General features: G+C 48.1%; 11 protein-coding genes, 1 other RNA gene and 1 pseudogene. 1 reads left to right on the top strand and 12 read right to left on the bottom strand.

Features of this window, described 5'->3' with window-relative positions:
* Positions 1-4 precede the first annotated feature (4 nt).
* The 8 genes and pseudogenes from EDF88_RS09200 to EDF88_RS24665 all read right to left on the bottom strand — a co-directional run bounded on the left by EDF88_RS09200 (position 5) and on the right by EDF88_RS24665 (position 5,630).
* The gene (locus EDF88_RS09200) at positions 5-865 is read right to left on the bottom strand and encodes a PA4780 family RIO1-like protein kinase (protein ID WP_134184244.1); all 861 of its coding nucleotides are present in this window, start codon (positions 863-865) and stop codon (positions 5-7) included.
* Positions 866-1,085: 220 nt separating this feature from the next.
* On the bottom strand, positions 1,086-1,730 hold the full coding sequence (locus EDF88_RS09195) for a Qnr family pentapeptide repeat protein (RefSeq protein WP_064513240.1): 645 nt from the start codon (positions 1,728-1,730) through the stop codon (positions 1,086-1,088).
* Positions 1,731-1,941: 211 nt separating this feature from the next.
* Complete coding sequence (locus tag EDF88_RS09190; RefSeq protein WP_134184242.1) at positions 1,942-2,346, bottom strand: dTDP-glucose pyrophosphorylase; 405 nt, start codon at positions 2,344-2,346, stop codon at positions 1,942-1,944.
* A 131-nt stretch (positions 2,347-2,477) separates the two neighbouring features.
* Positions 2,478-2,768, bottom strand: a complete 291-nt coding sequence (locus EDF88_RS09185) for a Bor family protein (RefSeq protein WP_064513534.1) — start codon at positions 2,766-2,768, stop codon at positions 2,478-2,480.
* A gap of 943 nt (positions 2,769-3,711) precedes the next feature.
* Positions 3,712-4,806 carry a GGDEF domain-containing protein gene (locus EDF88_RS09180; protein WP_134184240.1) on the bottom strand — a complete coding sequence of 365 codons (1,095 nt, stop codon included), beginning with the start codon at positions 4,804-4,806 and terminating at the stop codon, positions 3,712-3,714.
* 219 nt (positions 4,807-5,025) lie between these two features.
* Positions 5,026-5,272: pseudogene (locus EDF88_RS09175) on the bottom strand (helix-turn-helix domain-containing protein).
* A 79-nt stretch (positions 5,273-5,351) separates the two neighbouring features.
* Positions 5,352-5,432: an ash family protein gene (locus EDF88_RS25050; RefSeq protein WP_279586340.1), complete on the bottom strand. Its 81-nt coding sequence runs from the start codon at positions 5,430-5,432 to the stop codon at positions 5,352-5,354.
* 27 nt (positions 5,433-5,459) lie between these two features.
* Positions 5,460-5,630, bottom strand: a complete 171-nt coding sequence (locus EDF88_RS24665) for a hypothetical protein (RefSeq protein WP_166671965.1) — start codon at positions 5,628-5,630, stop codon at positions 5,460-5,462.
* A gap of 157 nt (positions 5,631-5,787) precedes the next feature.
* Between EDF88_RS24665 and uraH the strand changes: the two genes are divergently transcribed.
* Positions 5,788-6,189 carry a hydroxyisourate hydrolase gene (uraH, locus tag EDF88_RS09165; RefSeq protein ID WP_134184236.1) on the top strand — a complete coding sequence of 134 codons (402 nt, stop codon included), beginning with the start codon at positions 5,788-5,790 and terminating at the stop codon, positions 6,187-6,189.
* A 178-nt stretch (positions 6,190-6,367) separates the two neighbouring features.
* Here the strand turns inward: uraH and ssrA are convergent.
* The 4 genes from ssrA to EDF88_RS09145 form a co-directional block, all read right to left on the bottom strand.
* Positions 6,368-6,731: a transfer-messenger RNA gene (ssrA, locus tag EDF88_RS09160) on the bottom strand.
* Positions 6,732-6,788: 57 nt separating this feature from the next.
* Complete coding sequence (locus EDF88_RS09155) at positions 6,789-7,952, bottom strand: HlyD family type I secretion periplasmic adaptor subunit (RefSeq protein WP_134184861.1); 1,164 nt, start codon at positions 7,950-7,952, stop codon at positions 6,789-6,791.
* Positions 7,953-7,959: 7 nt separating this feature from the next.
* Positions 7,960-10,146, bottom strand: a complete 2,187-nt coding sequence (locus EDF88_RS09150) for a type I secretion system permease/ATPase (RefSeq protein ID WP_134184234.1) — start codon at positions 10,144-10,146, stop codon at positions 7,960-7,962.
* Positions 10,143-11,549, bottom strand: a complete 1,407-nt coding sequence (locus EDF88_RS09145; protein ID WP_134184232.1) for a TolC family outer membrane protein — start codon at positions 11,547-11,549, stop codon at positions 10,143-10,145. The genes EDF88_RS09150 and EDF88_RS09145 overlap by 4 nt, the downstream gene beginning before the upstream one ends.
* Positions 11,550-11,677: the final 128 nt, after the last annotated feature.

The raw sequence follows: 11,677 nt of genomic DNA, 5'->3' as shown, positions 1-11,677 counted from the left end.
TTCATCATTCGTACTGTTGGTCGCGCTCTTTGGCCGCCCGCTGACGATCATAATACTCATCTTCCGCGGTAATGATTTCATCAATCAATGAATCCATATCCACGTCATGAACCTCTTCAACGAAGAGACCCGTCAGCGGTGTTTCTGGCGTTAATTTTCCGTCTTCATATAACGCCCAAATCTCTTTCGCATAACGTGTCTTCAACAGATGCGGGGCGAACTGGCCGTAGTATTCGGTGATGTTATTCACATCACGCTCAAACATGGATTCAGCGTGGTTATTGGCGGCGGCGTCGACGGCTTGCGGTAAGTCGATAATGACCGGCCCTTGCGCATCAAGCAGCACGTTAAACTCCGACAAATCGCCATGCACAATGCCTACACACAACATGCGCACGATATTGCGGATCATGGTATTGAAATCAGCAATCGCGCTCTCTTCGTCCAGAGTTACATCACTCAGACGAGGGGCCACAGCACCTTCAGCATCCGTGACCAGCTCCATCAGTAGCACGCCGTCAATACACATATATGGCTGTGGTACGCGGACCCCGGCGTTAGCAAGACGGAATAATGCTTCCACCTCGGCTGTCTGCCAGGTTTCTTCCTGCTGCTTGCGCCCGAATTTCGAGCCTTTTTGCATCGCACGGGCATTACGTGTGTTGCGGACTTTTCGCCCTTCCTGATACTGCACAGCCTGTTTAAAGCTACGTTGTGTCGCTTCTTTGTACACTTTGGCACATTGGATCTTGCCACCGCATAAAACGGTGTAAACGTCGGCCTCTTTGCCGCTTTTCAGCCGCTGAAGCACATCGTCGATCAGGCCATCATCAACCAGCGGTTGGATTCTATTTGGGATTTTCATGCCGCTTTATACCTTATTTCAGCCGCTTTTCGTACCAATAACACAACCAGCGATGTGGGAAAAAGAGGGCAATTATCTGGCTGAACAGGGATGATAACGTAACTGTCTGTATTTTATTGCTTGTCTTTAGGTAGACGTTCAATTGTACGTATATCATACAGTGAGCCAAGCCGTTCATGGTTGAGTCTCACTTGTCAGGCTGCCACTTTCCATGGCAAGCCTAGCCGATAATTGTTATTCCCAATCGCTCCATTATTTGGATCACCTGATAATTATCCAGTTTTACTCCTTGTAAGTCGATGCCGCGTACGTCCAATTCACCCAATTCTGAGTTGGTTAAATCGCAATGGGTAAAGTTTGCTGCGCGCCAGTCGAATGAAGAAAACTCTCCTCCAGAGAGATCGGAGCCACTAAAGGTCGCGCCAAGTATCTGAGCGCCATTCCAGCGGTTTTCCCACAACTCACACTTCTCAAGCACTACCTTAGTAAAGTTGGCGTAACTCAGGTTGGTTTTGGTTATGTATGCACTGCAAAACCAGGTGCGTGTTGTGATCATATTCATGAAGCTTGCACCACGAAAGTCTGCTCCCTGCGCCCGACACTCGCGGATTTCAACGCCCAATGCGTTTGCATTCCTGAAATCCGCCATCGATAAATCACAGTTCTTGAAGGCCGCATCCCTCAGGATTGCCCGGCTAAAATTACCACCTTGCTGGCTTTCCCTGTCGTAAAACTGGCAGCCAATAAACTCTGTACCCGTCAGGTCAGCCCCTGAAAAGTCACAGTTATAGAAAGTACTGTTTTCAATTTTCGCGCCGGTGAACTGATCACGACCAATCTTTTCGCCATTTAAAGCCAGATTCATAGCAATTAACCTGTTTATTTATACAGTTATTAATTGATTGTAACCCGAATTGAGAGGGTGGGAAATCGGTTTGCAGCACGTTTTTTGTATAGGACGTAGTAGGGCGTTAAGAGTGAGACAGAACCCACAATTCAGTAATTGTAAGGTGGATAAACATAGGATTTGGCGCGTTGCCGGTTCTGAATTTATGGCAGTAAGATGTTGCGTGAAATTATAGTGGAAGGGCTGTGAACTCTAGCGCCAGACCAATGAGAGTCATATTTTGCACTGATGGCTCTGCCGTTGCTGCAATCAGAGTGCCCTGGAATTTAAGTTTTTTGAATGGCCCATTAATGATAAGCCTTGCGCGCAGACTGGGAAGCGCCTGAGAACTGACAGGGTAAACAATGGGCCCTTTGATCGGTACAGGGATTTTACGTAATTCAATACGCTGCAAGACACCGATATCGGCGTAGAGCACAGCAACCGGGGTGACAGAAGCCGGTGGCTGCGCCGAGACACTAATAAAATCCAGTAGCAATTCAGGTTGCAGATAATGCAGCCCGCCATACGTCACAGTAACGCCTGGGATTTCCGGCATGGGGAAAGACAGTGGAATGAGTGAAGATTCAGTCATTAATTCCTTCTCCATAAACAAGGTAGGTTCCGTATCAGCAGCTTGCACCAGTCAGCAATCAAAACTTTGTGATATCTGATAAAGGTAGACCATCCTTCAGCAGGCATTCAATGAATGTCTGCGAAGAATAATTATTTAGAGCAATATACTCGGGCTTCACGAGGTGTATAAATGCCAAGTGATACAACTCGCAGAAGTACGTCCATTCCTGATTCCTGAACTTCTGTGCGGATGACTTTATCAGCCCCACCACAAACAAGAGCGGCATCTATGGTCTGAGATTGCCCAAGTCCTTGAACAAAGAATGTTTGTTTAGTTTCCTGAGAAGGTTTTTCAGCAATACCGTTATTAATCTTGAAGGTTTGTTGAGCACAACCAGATAATGCCATAGTTGCAATAACTGCAATTAATAATTTTTTCATGGTAACCATTTTATAGTGAAGTTAAGTGTTTATGTGTTCTTTCTTAAAGTACTTAAAAAATAAAAGTTCGCACACTTTATCTTCAGAATAGTAATGTGCGTTTAATCGATATTGATATATGTTAAATGTAATGCATTGAATTGTTTTGGTGATGATTGCACTATGTTGAAAATAGTTGGTGAATAGGGTTTGAAATCATTCTCACTCCATTGCTTTCGAATGACTGGAGTAGGATCGGGAATATCTCATCGATATCCAGCAGTAAACTGAGAGGGGGGCAGCAGGCACTCATTAATTATCTGTGTTTTGCTTTATTGAATTGGTTACTCAGTAAATTCTGTAACGCTGCTTTCCTGCATTGGAGTTTCAACCAATCTGACATAAATGTTATCAACAATTCCGGACATAAATTCAGTCACTGGTACTGAAATCATCTCTATATCAAACACAAGCGCTCCCCAGATAAAGGTTAGAGCAGTCAGTAGTGCGCATAATATTGATGTAGACAATCTAAACAGCAGCATCTGTAAACCCTATAGTTATCTTGTTGCGTCAATGTTGCATGTTTTTTGTTTTAGTTAAATTGCATTCAAACCGTTAGTTGATTATTGTCAATTAAAGTAGTCGCACTTGGTTACTATTAGCTCTTTTTTTGCAGCTATAAGAAATGCTATCTCTGTGTTGTTGCTTGGTAGAGCTGATTCGTAGTGGATGGATTGGTATGCAACTAAGCTCCTGCACAGGAGAGGATTTAGGGTAATTGAAGATAAAGAGACCATTCGGCTAGTTCAGCGGAGATAGGCTTCCCCATAGAATAGCACTGTAGCCAGTCGATACGCATAAACCTGCTTCTGCGCTTTTTTAATCTCCCCATTTCGCAACATGCCTTAAAAACACAATGGCTAAATGGGGAATCAATAATATTATTTCTGGTAGCTATATATCATTCGGCTATTCGGTAGCAGTTTCTTCCATTTTCCTTGGCCTCATAAAGAGCTTTATCAGCGCAATTTATAATATCATTTACATACTTTGCATTGCTGCAAATAGCTGCACCCTGAGTGACTGAAACGCACTTGTATCCTATGGATTTCAAGCTATTTTCATTGATGGATTTTTTGATGCTCTTACAAAGTATCTCGACCGTTGTAGAACAGGCATCATGGATGATAATAATAAATTCATCCCCACCATATCGTGAAACACTTGCTGCGAAAGGTTCTATACAACTTTTAATTTTATCGGCAACGCTAATAAGGCAATCATCGCCAGCAATATGACCAAAACTGTCATTTATCTCTTTGAAAAAATCAATATCAACAAGTATGATTGCAAAAGGTTTTTGTTGAATCACACATTTCGAAACTGCTTTTTTAAACTCGACCTCAAAGCCCCGGCGATTAAAAACGCCTGTCAGATAATCTGTTTGGGCATAGTTATATGCATTAAATGCTTTTTTTTCTAAAATTAATGAAGTAGCAATCTCCTTGTTTATTCTTTTTTTAATTAAAGAGTCGCTGGTTTTTATAATGAACCAAGTTCCTGCCAGGATAATAGACATGTACAGGGATTGGAGTAATCCATTTTTTAAAAATGTTGCCAATAATAATGAACTGAAAATAGGTAGGCAGTATATAGAAATCAGCTTTAATGGGTAACCAGATACCACACCACAAAACAATACAATTACGCAAAGAAAAACTGGCCCGAGAAGACGGTTTTCCATGACATAACAAAAAACGATGCCTCCCCATATGAGTCCATTAATAAAAATAAGCATTGATGCATTTCTCATCCAGTTTTTATCGAGATAAGAAGGGTTCAATGTGCGGACAACCCATAAAGTGGATATAAATAAAATATAGATGAATGCAAAGATTTTACTGTAAGTATTGGCTGTTATAAATTTATCGTCATCTAAAAAATAGGAATAAAATAGAACGAAAGCAGACAGTGTTAATGTCACAACAATAAACCATGCGCCACTGAGGGAGATCATTTTACGTCTCTCTTCATCAATAGCATCATCATAATTCATAATATCATTACTCTTTTTTTCATTTGCTGGTATTTATTAACATTTGGAATGTTTTTATACAAAAACATTATTTATAATATCACAAGTTCCAAATAGGGTAATGATTCTACTGGCTTAATATGGACTCTATTCGGAACACGCTCGTAAATCCGGCCAGAATGTTTTCACCGCTCTCGCCGGAATCATTCAAGCTAATTAAAGCGCCATCTGTGCAGAGATTTAGTCAGATGGCGCTAATTGTTTATTTCGGATGACGGGTGCGCCAATCGCATTGCATAGTATCAATTCACCTTTCGCCCATGGGCGTATCAGCGCATTGGCAAGAGTTGTAGAACTTAAGCCTGCGGCGCGGGATTCGGCAGCCAGCTAGGTGCCATTTTTTATGCAGCGCCGCGATGATATCGGCTTTGTGCCAGTCTTGTTGAAAGGGCAGGAAAGTGGGGCTGTGTGAAAGTGTCACAAACATCTCCTTGTAGTGATAATAACTATCACCGGAGCTGCGAAACTCTTTTGGTGGTAGCCCAGACAAGGTTCGCAGTACCGGCCTACAAGGACACCGGCCAGCCCGAAGGCTGCCCTGCCTGAGCCACCATAGACATTTCCAGTACAGTTTTTGAACTGTGCATGCAATAGGTGCGCGAAGACATTAACGCTCAATGCATAGCATCAAGCGTATCCTTATAGATTTCCAGGCTGCGAAACCCGGCTGCGGATTTTGCCGCAGCGGGCTGACTATTACGCAAATCGAAGATGTTAACCAACCCGCTAATAACGGGAATGCGAGTTGTTTTCCAAAGAGTTTTTATGAGTTTCAGACTATTCACGCGCTCCTTCCAACCCTTGATAATTTTCTTACACCAGGGCTATCGCTACCCAACGGCAATTTCAGCCCTAAAGACGCAGACATATAACAAAAAGTTTAATTTTATTATGTTTGTAGGTTCATATAATCCGTTAACAAATTCACAACAGGTTAACCCCATGAAAATCTTAGCGGCTTCTATTCTCTCCTTGCTCAGCTTCAGTGCACTTGCAGCACCCGAAGGAACGCTTAGTGTTCATATTCTCAACCAACAGACTGGTTTGCCTTCGCAGGGCGTTGTCGTCGAGTTGGACAAACAAGATAGTTCTTCCTGGACGCATCTTGCGACTTCGAAAACGGATACCGGCGGCAGAATCAAATCACTTTTTCCAGACACCGGTGATATGGAACCAGGCATCTATAAAGTGACCTTTAAAGTGGGGGATTATTTCAAGGCAAATAATCAGGAAACATTCTTCCCGGCAGTTCCTGTGATTTTCAACGTCACTAAAACGAATCAAAAGCTCCATATCCCTTTATTGTTGAGTCAATACGGTTACTCAACTTACCGGGGGAGTTAAGATCAATCATCGTTGATTTTTTGAGTTTATGGATGGCCACTGGCAATTGCTGGTGGCTTTTTGTTTTATGGGAAGGGTACAAAGCACAAATCGCAGGCACAAAAAAGCCCGCGTAACTTTCGTTAAGCGGGCTTTCAGGACTTCATATCAGGCTCTGGTGACCATCAACAAAGAATTTTGGTGGAGCTGGGGGGAGTTGAACCCCCGTCCGAAATTACTACGCCGTCGGTACTACATGCTTAGTCATATCTTTACATTCGCCGGGCAACTGCGGATAGACACGCCATTACCAAACTATCCTGATTAGTTTTAGTGCTTCAACCCCAGGCAAGGTTTACACACGATCTCTTTTGGGTTTGACTTCTCTTGATCCCCGTCTTAAGAGCGGAAGCTAGGGAGAGAAGGCTCTAAGCAGGGTATTAAGCTGCTAGTGCGTAGTTTTCGTCGTTTGCGACTATTTTTTTGCGGCTTTTTACGAGGCAAACCGCCCCTCGGCATGCACCTTGGGTTTCGCGAATCCCGTCGAATCCAGAATCAGCCCCACAAGTGTTTTGTAAGTATAACAGAGTTGTAGCGCAACTTACTACCCCTCACGCCGGTTAACGCTCGCGCAGCGCTTCCCGGGCGCGGTTAAACGGTTTAATCAGGTAATCAACGATGGTTTTTTGCCCGGTTTTGATGTCGACGGTAGCGACCATACCTGGCGAAATTGAAAAATGGTGTCCGGCTTTGTTCACCAGGTAGTCCTGCTGGGTGCGTATAAATACCCGGTAGTAGACGATTTCAGGCTTAACTTTGTCCTGAATGGTATCCGGGGAGATAGTTTCCACTTCGCCTTCTAACCCGCCGTAAATGGCGTAATCGTAGGCGGTGACTTTCACCAGCGCGCGCTGGCCTGGGTGAATAAATGCGATATCGCGCGGCGAGAGGCGAGCCTCAATCAGTAGATGGTCATCAATCGGGACGATTTCCATCATTTCTCCGTTGGGGGGGATTACGCCACCGATGGTAGTCACCTGGATATTTTTCACAATGCCGCGCATTGGCGAGCGCACCGTCATGCGGCTCACCGAATCTTCACGGCCTTTGATGACTGCGGCGAGCATGTCCACTTCGGCGTTTGCTTTGGAAAGCGCCTCGCGCGCTTGCACATAATATTGTGAGCGCAGGTCCGTGATTTTCAGTTGCAGGTCGCTTTTTTGCCGCTGGAGGCGCAGCACTTCTACATTACTGGCGGCACCGCTCTTTGCCAGGCGCTGAGTTATCGCCAGCTCTTTGTTAACCGACACCAGCGCATCTTGTATGTCTGCTGCGGAGTCATTAAGTTGCGCACGGCGGCTTTTATACAGGCGCATCTCAGAAGCGGTCAGCTCCGGCCAGGCTTTGAGGGAATCAGGGAAGACCAGCGGGAGATCGCTCACTTCCGCGTTAAGCCGCACGCTGGAGGCAAGCGATGCGCGATAACGCGCGGCACTTTCGCCAACATTTGATTCTGAACGGGTGGGGTCAAGCCGGGCAACAATTTGTCCAGCCTGAACTTTGTCGCCTTCATGCACTAACACCTCGGTGACAATACCGCCGTCGAGCGACTGGAGTATTTGTTCGCGTGAACTGGGGACGACTTTCCCGGTACCTGTCGAAACCTCATCAAGGGTGCCAAACCATGCCCAGACGCCGAGCAAAATAAACAGTAAAACGCTGAGGGTGATAATGCGGCTTGCGCCGGAAAACTCGCTTTCCCGTTGAATATCGGGGTCGTCCATTGCGGCATCATGCTGACTGGTTTTCATTTTTCCACTCCCGTTCGTTTGGCTGCCCGGTAGCGCGGCTGTTGCTCAGTGCTTGCGCCTTTGGTGCATCCATCACCAGTTGTCCTTCCTTCAGAACCAGCACACGTTCCACCAGCTCCAGCATCGGCACCCGGTGTGTGGCGACAATTAACGTGCGGTTGCCAAGCCATTGCCCCAGGCGCTGAATAAATTCACGTTCGGTGTGGTCATCAAGGGAAGCTGTCGGTTCGTCGAGCAGCACAATATTGGGGGAGCGCAGCAGCATGCGGGCCAGCAAAATAGACTGGCGTTGGCCGCCAGAAAGCCCGGCACCACCTTCCATAATGCCGTGATCGAGCCCTTTCGGCAGGTGCTTAACAAAGTTGCCTGCGCCGCTAATTTCAAGCACCTCGAAGATAGCTTCATCGCTGGCATGCGGTGCGCCGAGGGTAAGGTTTTCACGCAGCGTGCCGTAAAACAGCCGAGCGTTCTGACTCAAGAAACCGATATTGCGCCGCAAATCGGCCATATCAATTTGCGTCATGCTCAGGTTGTCGAGGCGCACATCACCATTCACCAGGTCGACACCGCCCGCTAAAGCCTGAAGCAACGTGGATTTACCTGCGCCGTTGCGCCCCAGCACAGCCACTCTTTCGCCTTGCTGGATTTCTAAATGGGCAATGCGCAGCGGAATACGCTGGTCGTCGCTGTGGTAGCGGAACTGTGCGTTTTCAAACAGATAGTGACCGTGGAAGATATCCTGGTGCACCAGGCTTTCATCGCGCTGGGTTTCGACAGGCAGTTGCATAATGCTGTCCAGCCCTTGTTTCGCGGCTTTGACTTGTTGCCAGCGAGCCAGCACGCCACACAGGTTTGCCATTGGCGCAATCATGCGTGACGCGAGCATTGAGGCGGCAACCATTGCACCGGTTGTCATATCGCCTTCAATGACCAGCGGCGCGCCAAACAGAATCACCGCTGCATACACCAGGCTTTGAATGGTTATTCCCCAGCTGATCAAACCTTGGGAGAGTTGTCGAGTGCGCAGGCCAGATTCCGCCGTAATACGGATGTAGCTATTCCACTGTTGCAGAAAGCGGTTTTCCGCCTGCATCAGTTTGATATCTTCAAGCCCTTGCACACTCTCCACCAGCACCGCATTGCGCAAAGTCGCTTCGTGCGCAGACTGGTTGGCGAGCATCGCCAGTTTTTTCTGAAGCAGGATGCCGGGCAAAACCATCAACACGGCGGCGACCGGCGCTATCCAGGCCAGTTGCGGGGCGATGATCGCCAGCACGATGATAAACATAAAAAAGAACGGCAAATCGACGATCGTTGAGATCGTCGATGATGTGATCATTTCGCGGATCTGTTCGAGTTCGCGAAGCTGGGAAATAAAGCTGCCGGTGGAGCGGGGCACCGCGCTGTTACGCAGGCGTAGCGCATGGCTGAAAACCCGGTCAGAGACGCGAATATCCGCCCGCTTACCGAGCACATCCATAATATGCCCGCGCGCCACGCGCAGCAGGAAACCAAAGATCACCGCCAGTAACACGCCCGATCCCAGTACGTAAAGAGTGGGGTAAGACTGCGCCGGGATCACCCGGTCGTAGACTTGCATTGAGAAGATAATCCCGGACAGCGACAGCACGTTGACCAGGAATGCGGCCAGCATTACCGGGCCATAAGGACGAACATCCTGCATCACCAGCTGTTTTAGCCAGTCCGGGCTGAAGCGCGAAATATACGCGTCTACGCGGCTGTCTTTTAATGCCGAGAGCGGGCGCAGGGCGGCAACAAAGCGTATTTGCGGCAGGAGTTCGCTAAGCGCCACTCGGTTGGTCTGGCGTTCGTTATCAATCACGCAGATATCAACGGTATCTTCGCCATCAAAATGTTCGATAACCGCCAGTTGGCCACTTTTTAAGTCCACCACCACCGGCAAGCGCCACTGGGTAATGGCAAGCTGCGGGGCGCTTAACAGGTTAAAAGAGAGCCCCGCCTGGCGTGATAACTGCGTCAGTGCAGATAGCATGCCTTTGCCCCTGAACCACGGGGCATTGGCCTGAATAGTGCCGGGTGAGCAGACCACGCGGTAGTGCGCCGCAACGTGGCTGATGGCATGCGCCCAGTTGCTTAGCGCCTGCTCGGTAAGTGACTCATCAACAGGAGGGGGAATTTGGCTCATGGCTGGATCTCCAGTGACTGGATAGTGCGATGTTCCAGACCAAATGCGTTACGCAACCGGCCGCTGTTATACAGGCAATTGAGCTGCAATTGATGAAGTTGGCTGAGGGTTTGCTGCTGTGCGAATCGCGCCTGGTAAACTTCCTGTTCGGCGTTGAGCACATCTAACAGCGGGCGCGAGCCTAAACCGAGATATTGCTGCTGATACAATTCACGTGTCTGCGCGCTTAACTCTTCCTGGCGTTGTAAAACCTGAATCGCCCCCATCAGGCCGAGAGCCTGGCTGCGTGACTCCATCAGTTTCTGGCGAATATCCAGACGCGTGCGCTGAACGCCTGATTGCGCCGCTTCCACCGCATGGCTTGCGGCGTTACGGCGTGCGGTTAAACCACCGCCCTGGTAAAGCGGCATTTCGACTTTGATAAACGCCGAATATTGAGTGCGATCCAACACTTCGTGGCTGGCGTATTTATCATTCAGATAGTGCTGAACCTGAGGCTCCAGCGAGATAGTCGGGGTCATTTGCGCATTGGCATAATCCAGGTTGGCCTGTGCGACACTGGCCTGCGCCCATGAAGCCAGAACGGCAGGCACTAAGCGGTCATCGGGTTTGTCGATATCACAACTTTTGGTGAGTTTGTTTGGGAAGTCATTGCTGATGCCGTTGAGGTTGTTCCACCCCAGCCAGCTCATTAACGTGGCCTGGGCACTGTCGAGGTTGGCTTGGTATTGAATTAACTGCGAACGGGCGGATTCAATACGGGCGTTGGTTTGTACTACGTCTGACATGGACGTAGCGCCTTCGTCGTTACGTTGCTGCGTCAAATGGCCGACGGCGCTCAGGGCATCCAGTTGCTCTTTGGCAATATCGACCATTTGTTGCCACATCTGCACCTGAACCATGGCGGTGGCGGTGTCGTGCCCCACGTTATCAATGCTGACCAGTACATTCGCTTGTTCCTGGGCAACACCAGCGCTTTCGGCGCGTACCTGGCTTGAGACTTTGCCGAAGTCGTAGAGCATCTGGGAAATCGACAGCACCAGCGATGGGCTGAATCCGCTGTCGGTGTAACTGTTGCTGTAGCCGTTATTCACACCCGCGCTAACTTGCGGATAGTATTTTGATTTTGCGACATTGACTTGTTCGGACTGACCGGCAAGTTTGCCGATAGCTTCATTAATGGCGGGGTGCCAGGTAACAGCACGGTTTACCGCATCGTTGAGAGTCAGCGTTCCGGGCGCAGGGGCGTTTAACGGCAGGCTTGATGAGCCGTCAAGAGAGGGGAGCTCATGCTGTTGGGCAAGTCCCTCAGGCGTAATGAACTGTGGAGTGTCATCGGCATATGTTTGGGCTACACACAGGCTGCATGTCAGCCACAAAGCGACAGGCTGTAATTTTCCCATAATTTATCCCTTTTAAAAGTCATTACGTTCAAATTGGTGCTGTCATTGCTGTTGTGATCGTGTCGGATGTCGCTTCGCTAATCCGACCTACGGACTGCTGTTTTTTACTGTTCTACCCGGGCGTCTTT

It is taken from the genome of Buttiauxella sp. BIGb0552, from assembly GCF_004366275.1.
Taxonomy (GTDB): Bacteria; Pseudomonadota; Gammaproteobacteria; order Enterobacterales; family Enterobacteriaceae; genus Buttiauxella; species Buttiauxella gaviniae.
The sequence above is the reverse complement of the archived record's forward strand: the minus strand, read 5'-3'. Positions and strand labels throughout refer to the sequence as shown.

What these genes read in the sequence shown, in the direction of transcription:
- EDF88_RS09185 (WP_064513534.1), bottom strand. Translation starts at nt 2,768, where the DNA reads ATGAAAAAATTATTAATTGCAGTTATTGCAACTATGGCATTATCTGGT.
- EDF88_RS09180 (WP_134184240.1), bottom strand. Translation starts at nt 4,806, where the DNA reads ATGAATTATGATGATGCTATTGATGAAGAGAGACGTAAAATGATCTCC.
- EDF88_RS09195 (WP_064513240.1), bottom strand. Translation starts at nt 1,730, where the DNA reads ATGAATCTGGCTTTAAATGGCGAAAAGATTGGTCGTGATCAGTTCACC.
- uraH (WP_134184236.1), top strand. Translation starts at nt 5,788, where the DNA reads ATGAAAATCTTAGCGGCTTCTATTCTCTCCTTGCTCAGCTTCAGTGCA.
- EDF88_RS09200 (WP_134184244.1), bottom strand. Translation starts at nt 865, where the DNA reads ATGAAAATCCCAAATAGAATCCAACCGCTGGTTGATGATGGCCTGATC.
- EDF88_RS09155 (WP_134184861.1), bottom strand. Translation starts at nt 7,952, where the DNA reads ATGGACGACCCCGATATTCAACGGGAAAGCGAGTTTTCCGGCGCAAGC.
- EDF88_RS25050 (WP_279586340.1), bottom strand. Translation starts at nt 5,432, where the DNA reads ATGCACAGTTCAAAAACTGTACTGGAAATGTCTATGGTGGCTCAGGCA.
- EDF88_RS09145 (WP_134184232.1), bottom strand. Translation starts at nt 11,549, where the DNA reads ATGGGAAAATTACAGCCTGTCGCTTTGTGGCTGACATGCAGCCTGTGT.
- EDF88_RS09190 (WP_134184242.1), bottom strand. Translation starts at nt 2,346, where the DNA reads ATGACTGAATCTTCACTCATTCCACTGTCTTTCCCCATGCCGGAAATC.
- EDF88_RS09150 (WP_134184234.1), bottom strand. Translation starts at nt 10,146, where the DNA reads ATGAGCCAAATTCCCCCTCCTGTTGATGAGTCACTTACCGAGCAGGCG.